This is a genomic window from Thermocoleostomius sinensis A174 (assembly GCF_026802175.1).
Lineage (GTDB): Bacteria > Cyanobacteriota > Cyanobacteriia > Elainellales > Elainellaceae > Thermocoleostomius > Thermocoleostomius sinensis.
Genome location: NZ_CP113797.1, coordinates 3,612,970 through 3,635,732, shown reverse-complemented (window position 1 = coordinate 3,635,732; position 22,763 = coordinate 3,612,970). Strand labels below are relative to the sequence as shown.

The 22,763-nt window shown below is 50.1% G+C and carries 19 protein-coding genes; 8 read left to right on the top strand and 11 right to left on the bottom strand.

Annotation, left to right across the window (positions count from 1 at the left end; all coding sequences use genetic code 11):
* Positions 1-124: 124 nt before the first annotated feature.
* Complete coding sequence (locus OXH18_RS15695; protein ID WP_268608042.1) at positions 125-1,258, bottom strand: DegT/DnrJ/EryC1/StrS family aminotransferase; 1,134 nt, start codon at positions 1,256-1,258, stop codon at positions 125-127.
* Between the two features lie 439 nt (positions 1,259-1,697).
* Here OXH18_RS15695 and OXH18_RS15690 point away from each other — a divergent pair, with 439 nt between their 5' ends.
* On the top strand, positions 1,698-3,272 hold the full coding sequence (locus OXH18_RS15690) for a CPBP family intramembrane glutamic endopeptidase (RefSeq protein ID WP_268608041.1): 1,575 nt from the start codon (positions 1,698-1,700) through the stop codon (positions 3,270-3,272).
* Positions 3,273-3,363: 91 nt separating this feature from the next.
* Here the strand turns inward: OXH18_RS15690 and OXH18_RS15685 are convergent, their stop codons facing one another.
* Positions 3,364-3,876 (bottom strand): hypothetical protein, encoded by a 513-nt coding sequence (locus OXH18_RS15685; RefSeq protein ID WP_268608040.1) that lies wholly within the window; start codon positions 3,874-3,876, stop codon positions 3,364-3,366.
* A gap of 131 nt (positions 3,877-4,007) precedes the next feature.
* Here OXH18_RS15685 and OXH18_RS15680 point away from each other — a divergent pair, with 131 nt between their 5' ends.
* From OXH18_RS15680 to glcD, 4 genes are all read left to right on the top strand, one after another.
* Positions 4,008-4,382, top strand: coding sequence for a hypothetical protein (locus tag OXH18_RS15680; protein ID WP_268608039.1), 375 nt, complete (start codon positions 4,008-4,010; stop codon positions 4,380-4,382).
* Positions 4,383-4,569: 187 nt separating this feature from the next.
* On the top strand, positions 4,570-5,046 hold the full coding sequence (locus tag OXH18_RS15675) for a KGK domain-containing protein (RefSeq protein ID WP_268608038.1): 477 nt from the start codon (positions 4,570-4,572) through the stop codon (positions 5,044-5,046).
* Between the two features lie 68 nt (positions 5,047-5,114).
* Positions 5,115-6,098, top strand: coding sequence for a tRNA lysidine(34) synthetase TilS (gene tilS / locus OXH18_RS15670; RefSeq protein WP_315874736.1), 984 nt, complete (start codon positions 5,115-5,117; stop codon positions 6,096-6,098).
* A gap of 67 nt (positions 6,099-6,165) precedes the next feature.
* The gene (gene glcD, locus OXH18_RS15665; protein ID WP_268608036.1) at positions 6,166-7,650 is read left to right on the top strand and encodes a glycolate oxidase subunit GlcD; all 1,485 of its coding nucleotides are present in this window, start codon (positions 6,166-6,168) and stop codon (positions 7,648-7,650) included.
* A 113-nt stretch (positions 7,651-7,763) separates the two neighbouring features.
* Here the strand turns inward: glcD and OXH18_RS15660 are convergent, their stop codons facing one another.
* From OXH18_RS15660 to OXH18_RS15650, 3 genes are all read right to left on the bottom strand, one after another.
* On the bottom strand, positions 7,764-8,180 hold the full coding sequence (locus OXH18_RS15660; RefSeq protein ID WP_268608035.1) for a septal ring lytic transglycosylase RlpA family protein: 417 nt from the start codon (positions 8,178-8,180) through the stop codon (positions 7,764-7,766).
* A 168-nt stretch (positions 8,181-8,348) separates the two neighbouring features.
* Positions 8,349-9,638, bottom strand: coding sequence for a DHH family phosphoesterase (locus OXH18_RS15655; protein WP_290428413.1), 1,290 nt, complete (start codon positions 9,636-9,638; stop codon positions 8,349-8,351).
* A gap of 379 nt (positions 9,639-10,017) precedes the next feature.
* Positions 10,018-10,515 carry an HNH endonuclease gene (locus OXH18_RS15650; protein ID WP_268608034.1) on the bottom strand — a complete coding sequence of 166 codons (498 nt, stop codon included), beginning with the start codon at positions 10,513-10,515 and terminating at the stop codon, positions 10,018-10,020.
* A 327-nt stretch (positions 10,516-10,842) separates the two neighbouring features.
* On the opposite strand from OXH18_RS15650, the gene alr reads away from it, so the two are divergent.
* Positions 10,843-12,045, top strand: coding sequence for an alanine racemase (alr, locus tag OXH18_RS15645; RefSeq protein WP_268608033.1), 1,203 nt, complete (start codon positions 10,843-10,845; stop codon positions 12,043-12,045).
* A gap of 24 nt (positions 12,046-12,069) precedes the next feature.
* Here alr and thiO read toward each other — a convergent pair whose 3' ends face one another.
* The 3 genes from thiO to OXH18_RS15625 form a co-directional block, all read right to left on the bottom strand.
* Positions 12,070-14,115, bottom strand: a complete 2,046-nt coding sequence (gene thiO / locus OXH18_RS25355) for a glycine oxidase ThiO (RefSeq protein ID WP_315874595.1) — start codon at positions 14,113-14,115, stop codon at positions 12,070-12,072.
* 16 nt (positions 14,116-14,131) lie between these two features.
* Positions 14,132-14,668, bottom strand: coding sequence for a hypothetical protein (locus OXH18_RS15630; RefSeq protein WP_268608032.1), 537 nt, complete (start codon positions 14,666-14,668; stop codon positions 14,132-14,134).
* A 92-nt stretch (positions 14,669-14,760) separates the two neighbouring features.
* Entirely contained in the window at positions 14,761-15,297 is a 537-nt protein-coding gene (locus tag OXH18_RS15625) for a hypothetical protein (RefSeq protein WP_268608031.1), read from the bottom strand.
* 461 nt (positions 15,298-15,758) lie between these two features.
* Between OXH18_RS15625 and cimA the strand changes: the two genes are divergently transcribed.
* On the top strand, positions 15,759-17,480 hold the full coding sequence (gene cimA / locus OXH18_RS15620) for a citramalate synthase (RefSeq protein ID WP_268608030.1): 1,722 nt from the start codon (positions 15,759-15,761) through the stop codon (positions 17,478-17,480).
* A 61-nt stretch (positions 17,481-17,541) separates the two neighbouring features.
* On the opposite strand, the gene OXH18_RS15615 is transcribed toward cimA, so the two are convergent.
* The 3 genes from OXH18_RS15615 to OXH18_RS15605 form a co-directional block, all read right to left on the bottom strand.
* Complete coding sequence (locus tag OXH18_RS15615) at positions 17,542-17,736, bottom strand: DUF262 domain-containing protein (RefSeq protein ID WP_268608028.1); 195 nt, start codon at positions 17,734-17,736, stop codon at positions 17,542-17,544.
* A gap of 140 nt (positions 17,737-17,876) precedes the next feature.
* Positions 17,877-19,160 carry a cell division protein FtsZ gene (gene ftsZ, locus OXH18_RS15610; RefSeq protein ID WP_268608027.1) on the bottom strand — a complete coding sequence of 428 codons (1,284 nt, stop codon included), beginning with the start codon at positions 19,158-19,160 and terminating at the stop codon, positions 17,877-17,879.
* Between the two features lie 355 nt (positions 19,161-19,515).
* Positions 19,516-20,346 carry a cell division protein FtsQ/DivIB gene (locus tag OXH18_RS15605; RefSeq protein ID WP_268608026.1) on the bottom strand — a complete coding sequence of 277 codons (831 nt, stop codon included), beginning with the start codon at positions 20,344-20,346 and terminating at the stop codon, positions 19,516-19,518.
* 706 nt (positions 20,347-21,052) lie between these two features.
* On the opposite strand from OXH18_RS15605, the gene OXH18_RS15600 reads away from it, so the two are divergent.
* A complete protein-coding gene (locus OXH18_RS15600; protein ID WP_268608025.1) occupies positions 21,053-22,351 on the top strand; it encodes a M23 family metallopeptidase in 1,299 nt (432 codons plus the stop codon).
* Positions 22,352-22,763 lie beyond the last annotated feature (412 nt).

Below are 22,763 nucleotides of genomic sequence, written 5' to 3'. Positions count from 1 at the left end.
AGTAAGGTTCCCAACTCAGCCACAGAGCGATCGCATTATTCTCTGACCCTTCTAACAGATCTCTGCTGCTGCAAGTGATGCCGCAAGTCCAACCAAGTGATTGTCTTAGTTCAACGCTCATCGCTCATGTTTTCACCATACTTTCCTTCAGCGCATACACGACCTGCTGTTGTTGCTCGATTGTCAACTCTGGAAACATTGGTAATGACAGCACTTCTTGCGCCACTTGTTCGGCAATGGGTAATTGTCCGGCTTGATAGCCAAGAGTGGCATAAATGGGTTGAAGATGCAGGGGAATAGGGTAGTAGATGGTTGAGCCAACTCCGTGCTTTTGAAGCTGTTGTTTAACTCGATCGCGTTGATTTTCTGCCCCCTCTGGCGTCAATACACGAACGGTGTATTGATTCCACACACTTTCGCCACCTTCAATTTCCTGTGGCAAGATGATTCCTGGTAAAGGACTTAACCATTGCTGATATTGATGAGCGATCGTTTGACGTTGCTGGTTCCAGGTTTCTAGATAGCGCAGTTTAACTTGCAAAATCCCTGCCTGCAAAGCATCTAAACGACTATTGACACCAATCTCTTCATAAACATAGCGTTGGCGCTGACCATGATCTCGCAGCATTCGCAACCTGTCGGCAAGGGCAACGTCATTGGTTGTAATTGCCCCTCCGTCTCCACAAGCTCCTAAATTTTTAGTGGGATAGAAGCTAAAGCAGCCAAGATGCCCAATGCTGCCTACTGGTTGACCATCCCATTTTGCGCCCGTTGCCTGAGCACAGTCTTCGATCACCCAAAGCCGATGTGCCTGCGCTAAGGTCATCAACGGCGTCATATTGACGGGGTTGCCAAACAAATGCACTGGAATGATTGCTTTAGTACGCTTGGTAAGGGCGGCTTCAACTTGGCTTAAATCCAGATTGAACGTCTGCGGTTCAATATCGACAAACACCGGAACTGCACCCAACGCACAAATCACTTCGGCAGTGGACACAAAGGTAAACGGGGTTGTAATTACTTCATCTCCTGCCCCAATACCAAGCGATCGCAAGGCCAAAAACAGCGCGTCGGTTCCTGAGTTGCACGCAACACAATGATCAGAGCCAATATAGCCCGCAAACTGCTGTTCAAACTGCTTGACGGTATCGCCGCCGATATATTGCCCAGAGGTCAGAATTTCTAGCGAAACTTCACTAATTTCTTCGCTAATTAATTTGTACTGTTCCGTTAGATTAAAGGAAGGGATCACATTCACTCGCTTACACCACACACGTCGTTAATTTAATTGAAGGATTTTGACCGCAACTGAGCCAAAATCTAGACCAGCCTTATCTTCGCCTATCTCAGAAGAATGATAAACCCCCTCAGTAGACTCAGCCGAACAGCACCTTGCCACACTGATCGCCTGTTTGCAGGAATCGGAGCCTTAATCCGAAGGAGTGATAGCCCCAACCCGCTGGTAGAATCTGACTCTTGACCAGCTTCTATTTTGTCTTAAGCTTTTTCATCACGTCTGGAATTGTGAAGGGAAGGGTAGAGGGATTCACAACTGTTTCCTAGTGAATAAGTTGCCGAGCGCAAACTTAGGGCTTTCCTAAACTCTACAATATCTACAGTCCGGTAGAAGCTGTTGGGAAGGATAAACTAGATGCTATTTTGTGGCGCGGGCAGTTGCAGGCATAGGGAAAGATAGGATGACAGCCAATCGAGTCAAGCAGATTATTTTGGTGGGAATGACAATCGCAGTGGTACTGCTGATCGGCGGTTCGCTGTTGGGTAGCTTAGGCGAACCCCAGGTGAACGATCGCCTTCAACTATATCAAACAGATTTATTACTGCAAGCTACAGAACTGCGCGATCCCAACTCTGCCGATGAGGTCGATTTGGGGGTGGCACAACGGGCCCTACTGGGCGATCAACCACTTAATGATGCCCTGGAACAGTACGAAAAAGTACGCCAGTCTGCGGCAGCAAATCTAGATAAGTTTGAGAAACAACTGGCTAGGCTCGCCCCTAATGTGGAACTAGAAACCGAATCGGCTCCACCAGCGGTCAGCAGTTTGGCAGATACCGCCGAAACGAAGCAAGTTCGTAATTCTATTCAACAGCAACAATTGTTGATCAATCAGCTAGATCTGCGCATTGGCATTTTGCAAGCCGAGCAGGGCAACTCAGACGCTGCTTTGAATACGTGGGCGAATGTGAACGATGCCAACCGGACCACAAGTCAGAACTCTCTTAGTAAAACAGCCACGGTACTGACGGGGCTATGGAGTACCCCTCCTCGAATTTTGCCTGATGCTGAGTCACTGCTTCAAAGGAATTTAGAAGGATGGTTTCGCTATCGAGCCTTAAGTCGGCTGTATCAGTTGCAGCAGCGATCAGACAGCTTGAGCACCCTGCAAGCCACTGAACAAGAGATTGCCCAACAAACGATCGTGAAACTAGCCTTGGTTGGTGTGCTGCCCACCCTAGGAGGCATTGCTGGCTTTATTTTGCTAATTGGATTCACCGTGCGGCGCTTGTTGCGGAAGCCAACAGACACCCCTGAAGACTTGTCCTGGCAAGTTCCTTGGACTTGGGAGACCATCCTGCAAGTGCTAATACTTGGGTTTTTCCTGGTGGGACAGGTAGCCTTACCTTTGCTGTTAGGAGGACTCGGCTTCAACTTTTCGGCCTTTGGCAGCCGTGCCCGAGCCGTTTATACCCTTACCTACTATCTATTGATGGCAGGAACGGGGCTGTTGGTGCTATATCTTTCAATTCGACCTTATTTTCCCTTGCCGGAAGACTGGTTTCGGCTGAAGGGAAAACGCAACTGGCTGGTTTGGGGAGTAGGCGGCTATCTAGTCGCTCTGCCGCTGATGCTGGGGGTATCGCTGGTGAACCAACAGATTTGGCAAGGGCAGGGAGGCAGTAATCCGCTGCTGCAAACCGTGTTGGAAGAGGGGGATGGGGTCGCCTTGACGCTGTTTTTTGTCACAGCCGCGATCGCCGCACCCGTTTTTGAAGAACTATTGTTTCGCGGCTTTCTGCTACCCTCACTTACCAAGTATGTGTCGCCGTGGGCAGCAATCGGCTTCAGTGCCCTACTGTTTGCCGTGGCTCACCTTAGTCTGTCGGAAGTCTTGCCCCTCGCCATGCTGGGCGGAGTATTGGGCTATATTTATACCCAATCGCGCAGTTTGCTGGCTCCCATGCTGCTGCATAGCCTGTGGAACAGTGTGACAATGCTGGGATTGCTAATTTTGGGCAGTGGGAATGGCTAGGGATGGGAGTTGGGAATTCGGGGCTGAGAGTTGACAAGAAAGGCTAATGGACAAAAGGTCAACGAACCAAAAGTTGCGTTCACCCATCTACTCATCTCGGTAACTTCTCTAGGGGGGGTGAGGGGGGTTCAACGGCTTCTGAGCTTATCGCCAAAATCGATCGGACTTCTTGGAGCAACTCGTCTTGTTCTTGCCTAAGTCCATCTAAGCGATCGAGAAGCACCGTGAGTCGTGCTTGAATATCAAGTTGATTCCCAAGGGGCGGAACTGGAGCACTGGTAGATCTGGATGGCATTGCAGGTAAAACCCTGGGAGTAAATGGCAGTTTGAGCAGCTTGACGATGACCCAAAATAGCAGTTGCACAAGCCGTAGAGGGGCTTGCAGAATGGCTAACCATACGGCTTCGGTGAGGCGGGCAATTGCTCCCAATAGTCCTGCCAATAAAAACAACATCAGCACCATTAACCCCAACAGCCATAAAGGATGTGTCAGCAGCCAGTTCCACAGTGGATGAACCGCCAGCCACTCTTGTAAGGGAGTGAAAATTGGCTCTAGCAGTCGCTCGACAAAGGGGCGATTATCAAAAACTCGATCGAACATCATGCAGCCTATGAGAAGAAGCGTATAGATCTAAGCTTACTTAGGAAGTTACACGCTGATAATTCTGTGTAGAAAGACTAAACTGAAACTTAAGCCAAAGCACCTCTGGTGAACCATCGAGATAGTCCATAGAAATGATCAATTTACTCAAGAAACTGCGGGGCAGCACCTTAATGGGGATTGGCTACCTGTTGTCTCCCTTATCGTGGTGGAATGATTTATTTTTTAATTTGCCGATCGCCTTGGTCTTTGGTTATGGAGTCAGTTGGCTTAATGCCAGTTGGTTTTTGCCTGGCACAATCGTCGGCTATTGGCTCTCAAACGTTCTGGGTATGGTGATGATGCAGTTTGGTGCCGTTGATATGTTTTGGGCTGAAGATAATCGCAATGTGAAACGAGAATTGCTGATAGGGTTGGGTAGTGCCACTCTGTATACGCTTGTTGTGTCTGCTCTGGTCTATTTTCATGTTCTAGAAATGCCCAATTTTTTGACGGAGTTACAGCCGTAAACGACGAAGCCTGTCCTGATTGAACGGATTGAAGAGATAGCTGGATGTTAGAGTCCAACCACAAACACGGGGCTTGAGTCATAGCGTCTGCTCTGCAAAGCGGAAGCTCTCAGGCTGAGTCGTCTGTCTGGGCAGTAAGATCGAGTGGAAAAGTAGACTTTGCAACGGAACTCCAGGACTTTAAACAATGAATAATGATTTCGGTATCCCGACGCCCAACGAAAATTTTGTCACTCTTAGCGACGATGAAGTCATGTTTGTGCGAGCGGGTCGTGTGTTGATGTCAAACCCAACCTTTAAAGTCAGCGAATTTTTAGATGCGCTGGCCCAGTTAGTCAGCGATCAAGAAGAAGATTGGTCTGAAGAACAAGAAGGTTGGTTTAGCGATCGGGGAACTCGTTGTGAGGTGTTGCGGTTTGGCAATCAAGGCTGGCAGCGTGGGCGGGTGCGCATTCGCTTAGAGTTTTGCCCAGAACCCCCACCAAAACTGTTGCGCGAAAGCCGTTCCCCTAGAGAAGATATCTATCAAGACGAGAGCTACCGATCGGAGCCTCGAGCGGAGCGCGGATCAAAACGCCGTCCACCCCGCGATGACCTCTACCGCCGCAATTCCGAACAGTGGAATGAGGATCAACCCATTTATCCCGAATTAGATCAAGATTAATTATTAAGTTAAGATTTCTAGACTCAGTTTGATCAAACTCCTTGCCATCAGCCATGCCCTTCATGTCCCTGACTTGGACTGCGTTACATGCTCGGCTGCACCGCACCTTGCGGCATCGTCAACTTCTTCCCAAACAGCAGCGATTGCTGGTAGCGGTTTCGGGTGGACAAGATTCCTTGTGTTTGGTGCGGCTATTACTTGATTTACAGCCGAAGTGGCAGTGGCAGTTGGCGATCGTTCATTGCAACCACGGTTGGCGCTTGGATGCGCCAGCTAATGCTGCCTATGTCGAACAATTAGCCCACGACTGGCAACTTCCCTATTATGGCATCACGGCTCCTGAAGCCTTGCCCAGAACAGAAGCGGCGGCTCGCGATTGGCGCTATTGCGAGTTGGCTGAAATTGCAGCCCAGCAGGGGTACAGTCATGTGGTGACAGGGCATACGGCGAGCGATCGAGTTGAAACGCTGTTATACAACCTAGTACGGGGTAGTGGAGCCGATGGTTTACAAGCGCTGACGTGGCGGCGTTTATTAGTTCCTGGTGTTTGGTTAGTGCGGCCACTATTGGACATAACCCGATCGGAAACCGGACAGTTTTGCCGAGAGGCCCACTTACAAATCTGGGAAGATGCCACCAATCAAGATTCGCGTTATGCCCGCAATCGCATTCGACAAGAACTGATTCCTTATTTGCAAACCCACTTTAATCCTCAGGTTGAACCTGCTTTGGCCCAAACCGCTGAACTGCTGCAAGCAGAGGTGGCATATTTGGAAGCGATGACGAATGACTGGTGGCAGCGGGTGAAGGGAGAGGGACACACGCTGAATCGATCGATTTTGAAAACCGCCCCATTGGCCTTGCAGCGACGGGTGCTGCGCAACGTGCTGCGATCGCTTCTGCCCACAGAACCTAGCTTTGAACACATTGAGAAACTGGTGAACTTATTGACAGCCCCTAATCGCAGCCAAACCGATCCGTTTCCAGGTGGTGCAATCGCCCTGGTTGAAGCAGAATGGATTGTTTTTAAGCAACTCACTGCCCAGAAATAGTAGCTAGCGCCGTAAGCGGATGGATTTAGTATTACGATCGTCAGTAGTAGCTAAATCTTCAGTTCCTATGGTTGTTCTCAATCCGCCTCGTGCTAATCATCCACGAGACTGGCAGCCGATCGTCAACGCTCTGGCGGCGATTGTTGGCAAGGATGGCGTGGTACGGCGCAAGGAAGAGTTATTGGTTTACGAATGCGATGGTTTGACAAGTTATCGGCAGCGCCCAGACGTGGTGGTGCTGCCACGAACAACCGAAGAAGTAGCCGCAGTCGTACAGGTGTGCGATCGCTACCAAGTGCCGTTTATCGCACGTGGTGCAGGAACGGGGCTATCCGGAGGGGCATTACCAGTCGAAGGCTGTGTGCTGATTGTTACGGCACGAATGAATCGAATCTTAGAGATTGATTTGCCCAATCAGCGAGTGGTGGTGCAGCCGGGTGTGATTAATAACTGGGTAACGCAAGCCGTCAGCGGAGCTGGGTTTTACTATGCACCTGATCCATCTAGCCAAATTATTTGCTCGATCGGTGGCAATGTCGCCGAGAATTCTGGCGGGGTGCATTGTCTCAAGTACGGTGTCACCACCAACCATGTTGTGGGGCTGAAATTGGTGCTGCCGGATGGGACGATCGTGGATGTGGGCGGCAAAATTCCGGAGCAACCCGGATATGACCTCACGGGAATTTTTGTAGGGTCAGAAGGAACGTTGGGCATTGCCACCGAAGTCACCCTGCGCATCCTCAAAGCTCCGGAAGCGATTCACGTGTTGCTGGCAGATTTCACCAGCGTCGAGGCCGCAGGCCAAGCTGTGTCTGACATCATTCGTTCTGGCATCATTCCGGCCGGCATGGAAATGATGGATAACTTCAGCATCAATGCCGTAGAAGATGTGGTGGCCACGAATTGTTATCCTCGCGATGCCGTGGCAATTCTGCTGATTGAACTAGATGGCTTAGCAGTGGAAGTTTCCGCGAACAGTCAGCAGATTGAGGCGATCTGTCGTCAAAATGGGGCACGCTGCATTCGCACTGCCACCGATCCGATCGAACGGCTCACTCTCTGGAAAGGACGGAAAGCAGCATTTGCCGCAATGGGTAAAATTAGCCCCGATTACTATGTACAAGATGGGGTCATTCCTCGCACCAAGCTTCAGTACGTGTTGCGCGAAATTGAGTCACTCAGTGCAAAGCACGGCTATCGGGTGGCAAATGTGTTTCATGCGGGAGATGGCAATTTGCATCCATTGATTTTGTTTGATAATGCTGTTCCAGGGCAGTTAGAAGCGGTGGAAGCCTTAGGGGGAGATATTCTCAAACTATGCGTGCAGGTCGGTGGCAGTATTTCCGGAGAACATGGAATCGGAGCCGATAAGCGCTGCTACATGCCAGAAATGTTCAGCCAGGTCGATTTGGAGACGATGCTGTTGGTGCGCAGTGCGATCGATCCCAAGCGATTGGCCAATCCTGACAAAATTTTTCCCACGCCCCGCACCTGTGGCGAAGCAGCACGAGCCAAAGCTCATGAACAGTTCCCGCATGTTGATCGATTTTAAAAAATTTTAAGATTTTAAACCGACTTTAAAAGGAAGCGATCGCACTGTTTGGAATAGGAGCTGCTTCTTCCGGCTCTACTTTGCTGTACCTCAGCGACCATCCGTTGCCAACCCTACCAGTGAATGCAAACCGAGCGCAAATCGAGAGTGCGATTGGGGTCAAGCATATTAATGGCAGCTGGTGTTAAGTCTAGGATATGGCGATCGACCCACGGCCCACGATCGTTAATGCGGACGTTTACCGATCGTCCCGTCGTTTGATCGACGACGGTCACCCACGAATCGAAGGGAATCCAGCGATGAGCAGCCGTTAGTGCTTTAGGATTGAAGGCTTCACCGTTGGCAGTGATACCACTGAGGTCATAGTAGGAGGCAATGCCACAAACGGTATAAGTTGTGTTCACCTTGGGCCGAATGGGCAAAGCATCTGCTAAAGCCAATGGAATCAAAGCAGAACGGCTCACTCGACTACTGGAACCTGGAACCAGAGAGACGATCGTCATGATCAAGATCAAGAGCGGATTTCTCATGAATGCACAGTTGATTCAACTCGTCAATGCTTCAATTCGCTGATCTGTGATTGAACAACCTTTGCCTCTATTAAACCATTCCTGTTTAAATTCCCTTTCAAATCTAGATAAAGCTCCATAAAAACTTCATGAGCCACTCTAGCTAACAGAATACTCGGAAGAATTTCCTCAAATATTGCCAATGACACCGTCTTCCGGATTGACCAACCGCAGCAGCTTTTGCTTGATTTGTGCGTCAAACACTTCCCATTTGAGTCGGGTATAGTCGCTGCTTTCATTGAAGCCCGACAAAAAGCCGATCGGGATTTCAAAACCACCGGCCATCGATCGCCCACCTCCAAAGAAGCGCCCGTCGGTGTCTTGTCCCAGAGCTTCTTTGATAAATTCATCGGGATCGAGGGTAATTTTACTCGTGCGAAGCGAGCCAATGACAACCTCTAAATCTTCATCTTCATCATGGACAATCCCGTACACGACTGCGGTATGTACATTTTCCTCGGTCACCAGAAAGTCCGCTGCTTGTGGAATGGCATCCCGATCGTCATAGCGCAGATATCCAACCCCCGCAATTGAGAAGCTGTTTCGCACAACCCGATTGCGCAACGATCGCTCAATCACATCCATCACCCGTTTCGAGCGAGAAGCCTGGAGAACAGAATTGAGCAACTGAGCGTCATAAAACCGACTAAGATACCCAGCGGCGATAAAGTCTTCTTCTTGAGCCTGCATCAGACGATTGGTGTCCGATCGCAGTCCATGCATTAAAGCGGTGGCACACTTTACATGTTCGCTGTTGCTGCTATCAAATTTCAGCAGTCCGGCTTGCAGATATTGGGTGAAGATGGTGGCAGTAGCGCGGGTCTGCGGACGCAAATCAACAAATTCGGCTTGCAGACTGCCCTGACTAGTGTGGTGGTCAATAACGGCAACAATTGGTAATCGCGCCTGCTGCACCAAATGAAGTAGCTGAGTGGTGGTTCCTTGGTTATCAACAAAAACGCAGCCTTGATAGGCAGACAGCCCTCGATCTTTAACCGATTGCACTGCCCATCGCTGGGCTGGCAGTCCCGCTAGCTTCACCAACGCAATATTTTCCTGATGGCTGAGGGTTCCGGCATAAACAATGTCGCTGTGAATATCAAATTGTTGTGCAATGAGTTTATAAGTCCAAGCACTAGATAATGCATCTGGATCAGGGAAATCTTGCAAAATGATCAACTGTCGATCGCCCCGATGCCGTTCTAGCAGTTGACGTAACTCCTCAGCCCGCTGTTTAGCCATTGTCCAAGCTTGAGGCGACATTGGTTGAGGCTCCGACTCCTCAGACTTGGACTCCAGGTCTGAATGCTTCTCAATTGAACCGGATGGGCTTGTTACCCTTGTCTCTAGATTTGGCTCTTTCAACGGATCTGCTACAAGCAGCGAGCTATCTTGAGTTTTACGCGAATTGGTTTTCATGTCGTTCATTTGTCTAGGCGGGGTCAACAGTAAATCTGGAAAATGCATGCCGTCGATCGCCGATCGTTGGCTAACCCCCTCTTCAGTTGGTAGCAGCGTACAGACCTCTGGGTTCTCTTCAAGGGTTTCTCTTTAGCCGTATTCAATTCACAACCTACCTCGATCTTGGCAAAAAAGTAAGATAGACGCACAGACTATGGAAAAGTTTCTCCCTTTAGGCAGACCCCATCTGCGTCCATCCAAGGGTCATCAAACCGTCTCTTGCTATCAATACACCCTATAGCCTGAATGGTGCAGTCACTGCCCCTTATAAATACCAAAGATTTCTTCACTAGGCGCACGCGAATAAAATCCCCCGGATAGATAGCTACACCGGGGGTCAGATTCCAATCACATATTTTTGCCACTCTTGATGCAACCCACTTTTAATGTGTTTCGTGACTTCAAAATAGAGACCGCTGTGGGGTTTGTGTGGAGTTTGACGCAACAGCATACTGGCTTCTTTGGGGGTGCGGTTGCCCTTCTTGACATTACAACGCACACACGCTGTGACAATATTTTCCCAGCTATCGCCACCTCCCCGCGATCGAGGCACAACATGGTCAAGGGTCAGATCGTCTCCGGAATAGCCACAATATTGACAAGAGTGGGCATCTCGATGCAAGATATTCCGGCGAGTCAACGGAATTTCCTTATAGGGAACCCGGACATACTGCCGCAGGCGAATAACCGTAGGCAATGGCATTTCCGCATAGACGACCTTGCCGTTGTGCTCTACCTGTTCGGCTTTGCCTTTAATTAACAGAACAACTGCCCGCCTCCAGCTAGTAATGTTAAGGGGTTCGTATGAGGCGTTTAAGACCAGAACCTTGCCCATCGATGTTGCTGAGAAGATAGGTTTTACAGATAGTAACATAGGTGGCAGCGAGAAAGCCGGCAGAATCTCTGTTCAATAGGAATTTGTCTGGGTTAAGGCTGCACCTGCTTAACTGAGTTCAGTGATTTCACGGAGGCAATTGAAACTGTCACAACCGAGATTGAACCCATTACTTTCTCGATGCTTTCTTCTACTTTATACAATTCTGCTCAATTAGGAAGTCTAACGAGGCTGTTCTGCTAAAGTCCATTCGCGTTGTACCTTTCTCTCTCGGCTTTCATCCTTTATCCTTACCTCAATGTGTGAGTTATTGAGGAGTGAATCGTCATGTTGAGTTGGGACTTGACCCCCGATTTATCCACCATGCAACGCGATCGAGCTTGGGTCGAGATTGATCTACAAGCGCTGGCGCACAATGTGCAGCAACTGCGGCAGCTTCTGGCTCCCTCTACTGAATTGATGGCGGTGGTCAAGGCTGATGCCTATGGGCACGGGGCTGTGATGGTGGCGCAGACGGTCTTACAGCATGGGGCAACTTGGCTAGGCGTGGCCACTATTCCAGAAGGCATTGAACTGCGGAAGGCGGGCATTGAAGCGCCCATTTTGCTATTAGGAGCGACCAACACCCTCGAACAGGTGCGAGCCGTAGCGCGATGGCAACTGCAACCAACCCTTTGCACGCCCAAACAAGCACTGATTTTTGCGGAAACATTAGCGGCTTCTGGCGACCGACGGACATTACCTGTTCATCTCAAGTTAGATACAGGCATGTCCCGTTTAGGGATGCCGTGGCAACAGGCAACCGAATTTGTGCAACTTGTGACGCGGTTGCCGCAACTGCAAATTGCCAGCATCTATTCCCACTTTGCGACGGCCGATAGTCCTGATCCCAGCATCATGCGACAACAGCACGATCGCTTTCAGCAGGCCATTGCCCAACTGCATGTCCTTGGCATGACTCCCCCCCGCTTGCACATCTCTAATTCTGCTGCCACGCTGGTTGATTCCAGGCTACATTACGATCTGGTGCGTGTGGGACTGGCTACCTATGGATTGTATCCTGCGCCTCACTTAAAAGGCACGATCGACCTCAAGCCTGTAATGCAAGTAAAAGCCCGCGTCACGCAAGTGAAAGTGATTCAACCCGGAACTGGCGTCAGCTATGGGTATCAATACATTGCCGATCGAGAAATTTTGGTGGCAGTGGTAGGAATTGGCTATGCCGATGGCATTCCGCGCAATCTTTCGAATCGCATAAACGTCCTGCTCCGCGGGCAACGAGTGCCACAAATTGGGGCAATTACCATGGATCAATTGATGCTAGATGTCAGCCAGATTCCTGATTTACAGCCTGGTGAAATTGTTACTTTGTTGGGACAGGACGGCAACGATGCAATTGCTGCGGACGATTGGGCAGAGATCTTGGGGACGATCTCCTGGGAAATTCTCTGCGGGTTCAAGCATCGATTGCCCCGTGTAGCTGTTGAGCGATCGGCAGCAAGAGATGAGCGTTTAGGGGTTGGGAATTAGAAGGAGCGCAATCGGAGGCTGAACTTAGTTTGTGATTGTCCCAGTTAAAGGAGAACTAGGGCTAGCGTAGGTTTTCACGGGAATTCGTCCTGCCAAAAACGCCATGCGTCCGGCTTCTGTAGCCATGCCCATTGCCCGCGCCATAATGGCTGGGTTTTCCGCCTGAGCGATCGCCGTATTGATCAACAACGCATCTGCCCCTAGCTCCATTGCTTGAGCTGCCTCGCTGGGTGTACCAATGCCTGCATCAACGACCACAGGAACCTGAGCGGTTTCGATGATGATTTGAATATTGGCGGTGTTTTTGATGCCCTGCCCAGAACCAATTGGAGATCCTAACGGCATCACCGTAGCACAGCCCGCTTCTTCCAGCCGCTTGGCCAACAGCGGGTCAGCATTAATGTAGGGCAGAACCGCAAACCCTTCCTGTACCAGTTGCTCTGCTGCCTCCAGCGTGCCGATCGGATCGGGTAAGAGATACTTCGGATCGGGAATCACCTCCAGCTTGACAAAATTGTTGTCTTCCTGTCCCAGCAGTTTAGCCATTTCCCGTCCCAGTCGCGCTACCCGTACAGCCTCCTCTGCCGTCTTGCAGCCTGCCGTGTTGGGCAGCATCCAAATTTTGCCCCAGTCGATCGCCTCCGCCAGTCCTTCATGACCCGGAGCATTGGTCTGCACACGCCGCACTGCTACAGTGACAATCTCACAGCCACTCGCCACAATGCTTTGGCGCATCTGATCAAAATTGCGGTATTTGCCCGTTCCCGTCATCAGGCGCGATCGAAACGTGCGTCCGGCAATCACTAAGGGCTGTGGATCGGTAAGAGTTAACTGAGAATTGGCAGAGGGGTCTAGGGTGGCGATCGAAGCCGAGGAATATTGCAACATGATTGAATCAGAGAAAGAAGGTTGAGTATGGGTGGGAGGGGTTGCCGCAGAAGGGCTAGACTGCACCGTTGCAGCGGGCTGAACAAACCGTTCCCAAGTAAAGGCGTCTAAGAGAGGGCTACATTGCTGATTCCAAACGCGATCGGCAATCAGTTGAGCAGTGACAGGAGCCAATAGAATACCATTGCGGTAGTGTCCGGTAGCAAACGTCAGGTTTTGGCAATGGCTGTCTCCCAAGATGGGCAGTTCATCGGGTGTGGCAGGACGAAACCCCCACCAGCATTCTTGTAACGGTAGGGTTTGCAGCGGCGGATAGAGCCGCAAAGCTTGATTGAGCAGCATTTGGACGCCAACGGCTGTGTTATGGGGAGTAAAGCCCACGTCTTCCACCGTTGCCCCAACCACAATCCGCCCATCGCGGCGCGGCACAATGTAAACCTCTTCGCCATACAACACGCGCTGTAGCGATAAGTGCGATCGCTCTAGGGACAAACTCTGCAACGCTAGCATCTGACCTTTGCGGGGTTGCACCGGAACAGGCAACAATTCCTGCATCCATGCCCCAGTTGCCAGAATGTAGTGTCCTGCTTGAAAATCACCCGCGCTGGTTTTCAGACCTGAAATTTGCCCTTGCTGCTGTTGAATCGCGGTCACAGTCACGCCCTCGCGAATCTCTACTCCAAGTTGCTGAGCCGCTAGCCGCAACACCTGAGCGAGCGAGCGATTGTCTACTTGTCCATCTTCGGGGAACCACCAACCGCCGATTACGTCAGAGCTTAATCCTGGTTGGGCTTGATGAATTGCCTGGCGATCGAGCCAAATCTGACCGGATGAAGGCGAAACAAGAGAGGACTCCGCAGAGCTATCTAGTCGATAAACGGGGGCAATGATGCCACAGGGCCAATAATGGGCTGATGCGCCACTGAGATCTTCTAGTTTGCTGATCCAGTCGGGATAAAGCGACAAACTCTTGAGACACAAATCAGCCATCGCTCCTGGAGGAAGCTGTTCGGCTCTGGGAGCCAACATGCCAGCCGCCGCTTGGGTGGCCGCTTGCTGAGAGTCACGGCTGAGGACTGTCACCCTAGCTCCTTGCAGTTTCAACTCAACGGCAATCGCCAGACCGATCACGCCGCCACCAATAATGAGACTATCGCTTGTTTGATTCCTTGTTTGATGCATGGAAAGACGCTACAACTTACCACAAAGCGGGAAGAGGAGTTTGATCGGAGACTTGGGTAGAAGGAGTCGAAGGCTGGGTAATCTGAGGGGGCTGGCTGACAGGTTGACGGATAGGTTGACTCGGTTGAACGGGCTGCTCTGCGACCGTACTGGGAGCCGATGGTGGGGCTGGAATGGGATAAACAAAGTCACGGGCGGGGGCGGTTCCAGGTTCAGTTGAGCCAGAGCCAAAAATAAATTCATCAATCGCTCGCCCAGCATTTCGTAAAGATTCTGAGAATTCTGAATCAGGATCGACGCGCGGTAATTGAAATCCTCCATCGGGCGATAGCGTGCCATTTGGGAAACGGCTGGATTCGATCGCAGGAAAAATCCGATTAGTTAGTAGAATCAACAGAAATACAAATAGCCCCAAAAATAACAGCCGGGCTAGATTTTTAAAGAACCCTAGAATTGCAAAGAAAACTCCCAGCAAGAAAATTCCAGCAATTACTAGAACAATCAGCAACCACTCCGGCATAATCATCCCTTCCATACCCACCATTTCCATCATCGCTTAGGTTTTCGCGGATGCAAATCGTTTGTGGGCGATCGATGCAAGGAAATTATGAAATGCGGCTATGAGATGCGGCAGTCAGAGAACGCTTACCAAAATCCCTGGATTGGTTCTGGGGCAGACTCAACTTGTCGGGATGCCGCTGTACTAGAAGAGCCAGCCGAGAGTGGGGGCGTGGGAGTGGCAGGTACGATAACAGTGGGGGCTGGAGTGGGAGTGGGAGCCGGAGTGGGAGTAGGCGCAGGCGTAGGCTGAGGACTAGAAAGAATATCGTCAGGCGACGGGGGGGATGGCACTTCAGAGTCGGCAATGGCATCTGAGAAAATTGGCGCTAGCGCCTCTGCTACATCTTGCCACCCTTCCTGGGCAATAGGACGATCGGGCGATGGTATGGGAGAACCTGGAGCAGGTGTAGGAGTGGGAGTGTTGGGAGTATTGGGAGACTGAGCCACATCTACAGCCCCTGTTGTTCCCTGCCCCGCTGCCGTACGAAGCTGATTTGAGAAAAGCAACCCCAGCGCGATCGCCAACAACGCCCAGCTAATGGGACGAAGAATGCCTCGCAACGTTGAACCAATCACAGCCATTAAGGCGCTTGCAATCGCAAAACCCAATAATCCACTCACGGCTCCTCATCCCAACAACTGTTCAAAATTCCAACTGATACACTCTAGGTGTAAATCTATTCTGACATTTGTTGCCGAGAGTTAGTGGATTTATCCGGTAATTTCGCTAGGGATAGAGGCTATCCAACTACAGTTCCTCTAACTATAGAGGGAGAAGCGCGGGAGTGTCTCTATCGATTGACAGAGGTTCTATCTCAGTTTTGCTTCACAACCTAAACTTATGCTCTCAAACTAAAAGCCTAAACACACCATCGCTGGCGACCTTTCGATAGTCAGCGACTTGGGACTGGCATCACCAGAAACCAGTCCGCCTAACCATTCGACAACCACAACAAACCGCGAAGGATTCACCGAAGTTCACCTTTCTTTATGCATTTGGGAATCCCAATTCGCTAGGGTGTGATCTAGGGTCGATCGGGTTGCTAGTATCGCCACCGTTGTTTTGCCATGACTGTTTTGCCATGACTTCAGACCAGTTCACAGAAACTCAAGCCTTAAATCATTCAAAATTTCTTTGGGTCTATGACACAACCCTGCGAGACGGAGCACAGCGCGAAGGGCTATCGCTATCCATTGACGACAAACTGCGCATTGCTCGCGAGTTAGATCGCTTGGGCGTTCCCTTCATTGAAGGTGGTTGGCCGGGCGCAAATCCTAAAGATGTGCAGTTCTTCTGGCAATTGCAGGAAGAACCCCTGATGAATGCAGAAGTTGTGGCGTTTTGCTCCACGCGGCGACCGGGTAAAACCGCTGAGGCTGATCCGATGCTACAAGCGATTTTGACGGCCGGAACTCGTTGGATCACCTTATTTGGTAAATCCTGGGATCTACATGTCACCGAAGGATTGCAAACCAGCCTGGAAGAAAACTTAGCGATGATTCGCGACACGATCGCCTTTTTCCGTCACCACCAGCGCCGGGTGATTTATGACGCCGAGCATTGGTTTGATGGCTACAAATGTAATCCAGATTACGCACTGTCCACGTTGCAAGCCGCAATCGACGGAGGGGCGGAATGGTTGGTTCTGTGCGATACCAACGGCGGCACCTTGCCCCATGAAGTGAGTACGATCGTGCGGGATGTGGTGCAATTTGTGGAACACAGAGCCGAAATTCGGAAGCAGAACCCAGTTGCTGGCAACCCCCAACCCCCAACCCCTAACCCCCAAATCGGCATTCACACCCACGACGATTCAGGGACGGCCGTTGCCAATGCACTAGCAGCGGTGATGGAAGGCGCTAGGATGGTGCAGGGCACAATCAACGGCTATGGCGAACGCTGCGGCAATGCTAATCTCTGTACGCTGATTCCTAACCTTCAGCTAAAACTGGGCTACCACTGCCTGGATGCCGATCGCCTGACAAAATTAACCGATACCAGTCGCCTGATCAGCGAAGTCGTGAATCTGGCCCCCAACGATCATGCTCCGTTTGTGGGACAGTCGGCGTTTGCACATAAAGGCGGCATTCACGTCAGCGCGGTAGAGCGTAATCCATTAACCTACGAACACATTCGTCCGGGGCAGGTGGGCAATTGTCGTCGGATTGTGATTTCCGATCAGGCAGGGCTGAGCAACATTTTGGCCAAAGCCCGCAGTTTCGGCATTGAGTTGAACAAGCAAGACCCCACCTGTCGCCAAATTTTGCACCATCTCAAAATGCTGGAAAACGAAGGCTATCAGTTTGAAGCGGCAGAAGCCAGTTTTGAATTGCTGATGCGGCAAGCGCTGGGGCAACGACAGGCGTTATTTGAAATCAAAGAGTTTCACATTTACTGTGATGTGATTCGCGGCTCGTGCGATCTAATTCGGGGCGTGGACGAATGGCGGGGGCGATCGCTGGCCACGATCAAGATTGGCGTCAATGGTCAAGACATCCTGGAAGCTGCCGAAGGCAACGGCCCGGTTGCTGCCCTGGATGCCGCTTTACGCAAGGCTTTGATAAACTTCTACCCGGAAATTGCCGCATTTTATCTTACAGACTATAAAGTGCGAATCTTGGATGGAGCCGCCGGAACTTCGGCAAAAACGCGAGTGTTGGTGGAATCTAGCAACGGACATCAACGCTGGACAACGGTTGGTGTTTCTGGAAACATCATCGACGCCTCCTATCAAGCAGTCGTGGAAGGGCTGGAGTATGGCTTGCTGTTGCAAAACCAGGCAAAGGCAGCGCTAACCTCTTGATTGATTGATTGACGCTCTAGCGTCTACAGACGGAAGTAGTAATCTCGAATTTTATAAGCGATCAACTTCCGCCGCTCTTGCAAGAAGTCGGTGTAGTCTTCGACCGTCGATAGAGAGAATCAATCAAATCTCGAACGTTGGTGGCATTCCAGACAAACGGGCGTTGAATTTCAGGAATCGCAATCTTGCTCGATCGAACCCAAGCCAGTAGCGTTTGGATCGGGTGCTGGTTCACAGAATATTTCTGAATAGTCATGACAAGAGGTGGATGTAGGGAGCAGCCTACCTAGCAGTGTTCCCTATCCACTTCTTAAGCCTACAATCGCTGCATCCAGATAACGATTCTCAACATAGAACAACCCAAGTACTACATCACCTGAGTTGATAAACCCTAATTTAACGAGGTGGGCGGCGGCGTTGGAGAAATTCGGGAATATCTAAATTGGGTTTCGATCGCGGCTCAGACGCAGGTGAGACTGGCGGTTGAGAAGTCGGCGGTGGCGGGGGGACGGTGGGGGTTCGCTTCAATGGCGAGACCCGTGTCGTGGTGGTTTGGGCCACGGGTGGCTCTGGCTGAGAAGAGAACCCAGTGGCGATCACCGTAATTCGAATTTCTCCTTGGAGGCGATCGTCCAACACCGCCCCAAAGATGATATTGGCGTTGGGATCAACCGCTTCGTAAATAATTTCAGCCGCCGAATTGACTTCGTGCAGTGTCAAGTCATAGCCGCCAGTGATATTAAAGACAACACCTTTGGCTCCATCAATCGAGGATTCCAACAGCGGTGAAGAGATTGCAGACATCGCAGCCTCTCTGGCTCTGGACTTGCCCGAACCAATCCCAATCCCCATCAGCGCCGACCCAGCATCTGCCATCACGGCCCGCACATCGGCAAAGTCCACATTGACCAAACCGGGGATCGTAATAATGTCCGAAATGCCTTGAACTCCTTGGCGCAGAATGTCGTCAGCCACTCGGAACGCTTCTTGTACAGGGGTTTGTTCCGAAATCACCGATAGCAGCTTGTCGTTAGGAATAATAATTAGGGTATCGACTCGGCTTTGCAGAGCGGCAATGCCCTCATCAGCCTGACTTGTCCGACGCTTACCTTCAAACGTAAACGGACGAGTCACCACGCCAACAGTCAACGCGCCGACCTCTTTAGCAACTTCTGCTACAATCGGAGCCGCCCCGGTACCCGTACCACCACCCATGCCGGCTGTGATGAAAACCAAATCGCACTGATCCAACGATGCCGCAATCTCATCGCGCGATTCTTCCGCTGCCTTTTGTCCGATCGCAGGATTACCACCCGCCCCCAAACCCCGGGTTAACTTTTGCCCAATCTGTAGGCGGTTTAGGGCTGAAGCGTGGGTAAGCGCTTGAGCATCGGTGTTGATCGACCAAAACTCTACCCCGGTTAGATCGCTGGCAATCATCCGATTCACGGCATTACAGCCACCGCCACCCACTCCAATGACTTTAATTTTTGCTACATTGCTTGGCACAATCTCATCACTCCTGGTGTCCTCTGCCACGGCCCCTTTCAGATCGCGAGGCTGACCCAAGTGTATGCCAGAATTTGTGAAAGGATTTGTGCTGTTCATTGTCGAAAAAAGATCCTGATCTCCATCCGGAGAGTTTGTGTGGGTAGATACTAATCTACTATTAAGTGTCATCGGAGTTTAGAAACTACTGATACAAAGACTTTTTAAGGCTGGTTAAGGCTGGGCGACTCTAGTCAACTATAGGCTAAGTTGATTGAAAAACCAATCGATCGGGCAAATCTCTAATCGATTGCAACATCCACTAAGATAAGTGCTTGAAACGGGGAGACAACAATTAATTTTTATAAAAAATAAGAAGACCGATTTCAAGTACCTATGTCAAGCAGGATGGCAATTTTATAAATTGAAATCCTAAATGATTTGTTTTTACTTCAAATTACATAATTTTTTCTACTTCTCTTGATAGATTTAATAGGTTTCTTGAGCAATTGGAAGAATTCAGTCATGTTTTTCAACGGTCAGTCGGTCAATTTTCAGAGTTTTTCATCTCAATTAATGGCATATCTGGATTACGCAGATCGATATAATCAACTTGCTCTGGATTAACTTGTTCGGGGAGACGTCGCATTTGGTCTAAGCGCCGCAGTTGATGTTCCAGTCGAGAACTGTAGGCACCCAAATAGATCGCACCAAATTCTGTATACAAAATTAAATTGTTGGGATCGCGCCAATCAATTTCGGCAATTTTGACGGGACTTTGGCTTACCTGTTGATAGAGATCTGGCCACTGCGATCGATACTCCTCACGCATTCCAATGACCTTCAAGTCTGGTAACCTCTGGGATGAATTCAAGGCAAGGTAAATTTCGTGTGGAATCCACGCCCCTTCTTCGTCTAGCAGGGCCAATTTAGGAGTTTGTCCTCCTTTGGCGGTTGAGGCTGTATCCCCAGAATGGGTTAAATAGGCAATAGCCACCGGATATCGTTCCTGAATTTGAATTGTGAGGCTAGGCGGAAACAACCGACGAGTCACGATCGCCTCTGCAATCGGAGCTTCAGTTTCTAGCTGATGCACAATCGCTTGGGGCTGAATGCTGAGCAGCGACTGAGGGTAACGAATGGGCAAAACCGCTCGAATGGTTTCTGAGGAAAGAAACTGATTGCCTTCAATTTTAATTTGCTGTGGCGATCGGATCATCCAATCGGAGCGAGACAATGACCAGAGTAAGCCTCCGGCTAGCGCGCTAACCATCAGAACTTGCCACGTTGTTTGCAACATGCGCCAACGCCGCTGCCGCTGCAACTGCCGTCGCCGACTGGAAAGTTCTGCTTGAGAAGGAGATGAAATATCTGCCATTGCGCCAAAACAGGACTAGAAAACAAACGAAGTCTGTTTAACCGGGATACAAGCTCAGCGAAGCACTGGGCTGAAGCATCATTCTATCTATCGATTGACCTGATCTATTAGGTACACCTTGAACCTAAATCTCAAACGCCGCCAGAGGCAACAGCTAAACCAAGTAGTAAATAGGATTCGATCGGCCGATTCGCACTTTCGCAGATTGCCTCAAAGCAAGTTGACTATAAAGCCCTAATCCTAACCACAGAGAATGCTTAAAAGCAATGTGTAAAACCTCCTTTTATTTGAAACGATCTATTAAGTTAATTCGTTCGATCAACGCCAACTTCAGCCGGAAAATCGTATAAGTTTGAAGTAATGGATTGCCAATCTTTAAATAAAGTTTATTGAAACTTTACTGTTTTGTAGATTGATCATCATCATAGACCGCTCAATCGATTGGCTTCCTACTTGATCCCGTCACATCGCTCCACCATTAGATTGGCTATTTTCTGCAAAATTTGCTTCTAACGTCGTAGTTTGGCTCTAAAACTGGCTGATTGCTTATCTACTCTACACAGTCTTTAACGATCTGGACTATGATGGCTAGGGGATTTGTATCTACCAAATGGTAGACCTCTCCACTTCAACCTACTTTCAAGTTGTAAGTAAGCCCATTACGACCTGACAAAGCGCGATGAATCAGAACTGTAACTCAATCTCCGTGCGGCGATCTTTGGCACGGGCAGCGTTAATCTCTGGTGGATTAGGCTGGTTCGGCAGCCTCAGCTTGCTCAGCGCTAATATCAGCCTTGCTCAAACGGTTTCACCCTCTTTAGTTCCCAATGCTGAAGAGTTGCTTGGACCGGATCTACAGTCTTCATCGCCTTCGCAGGTTCCTGGTGTCACAGATTCGAGCGAGCCGATTGAACCAACCATCATTGAGCCAGCTACTATTACACCGATCGAACCGGAAGCTAGCCTCCATTCCCCTGAAACAGATACTTTTCCGCCTGCATCAGCGCCTAGTTCGTTTGATGCCCCCCCAGCTAGTAGTATTGATGTCCTCGTCGCTCCCAACCTTGCTGAAGAAGCCGCCGAAGCATTTGACTCAGGAACTCCGGCGATTGACCATGGAACCTATGGCAATGGCGCTTACATTGACCCCACTCCCTACAGTCTTGGGGCTACTCAGAAACCTGATATTGTCGTGTCTGAACGCTCTACGGGTTGTCAGACGGTGCTAGCCCCTGGACAAAGTGTACCGTCTACCCTCTGTCCTGTTGCTCCAACCACGGCTGGTGATAGTTGGATAACAGGGGGAGGTTCCTATAACACTTCTGCTCCGACAGTTTATAACCTTGAGCCTAAAACAGCATCTGCTCGGGACTTCTACAACCTCACAGTTCGTCCTCCTGCCCGCCTCAGTAATAACAACGTCAGTTTGCTCTTCCCCCTCTCGATTCCCGCTGCTATTACCTCTGCCTTTGGTTGGCGTGTACATCCAGTGATGAATCAAATGCGCTTTCACTCCGGAACCGATCTGGGTGCACCGCAAGGCACTCCAGTTTTGGCAGCGTTTAGCGGTAAGGTGGAAATTGCAGATTTTGTGGGCGGCTATGGTTTAACGGTGGTGCTGCAACATAACAAAGGAACGGAACAAACACTCTATGCTCATCTCTCGGAGTTGTTTGTCAAACCTGGTGAAGAGGTAAAACAAGGAGAAGTGATTGGTCGAGTTGGCAGCACGGGGCTATCAACCGGACCGCATTTGCACTTCGAGTTTCGCAAACAAACTCCAGAAGGCTGGGTGGTGATGGATGCGGGTTCCGTATTAGAGCAAGCACTGTCTCAACTGGTGCATTCGTTGCAAGTTGCTCAGGTTGATCCAAAGCTGGCCGTTCCGGCAATCTTTCAATATTCTGGCAAGTCATTGTTGGCGATCGACACCACTAAAGCAGAACCACAATCACCAACGGCGAACCATCGCCCAACACCACCCCTTGCCGAACAAGTGAATTGAGTTCTATCGGCAGGGGAAGCTAGCGAAAACGATAGGTTTAGGACGGTCCGTTGATTACAAATGCATTCTGCGGTTATGACCCTAGCCCTCATTTTTAATGGCTTTTCGTAGAAGCAGGGAAGGATGAGGAGCAAATCGGCAACAGTGGAATGCACGTTTTGTTGGGATAGATTACAGATCGTATGAAGAGTCCGTTGGATGTCATCCCAATCAAGGGGCAGATCAAGTAATTTTCAGGAGATGTAACTTTTTGCTTCCCAGTGGGAACTCTGAAAAGGACAAGGCACACAGCATAATTCTTCGAAGCAAAAATTTTGCTTCGTAAACGCAAAAAGATAGAACCTTGGGTTTGCACGGGCGACAAAGCAACAGGATACCGGGAGGTTGAACGATCGCTTCTATGGTTTGAATG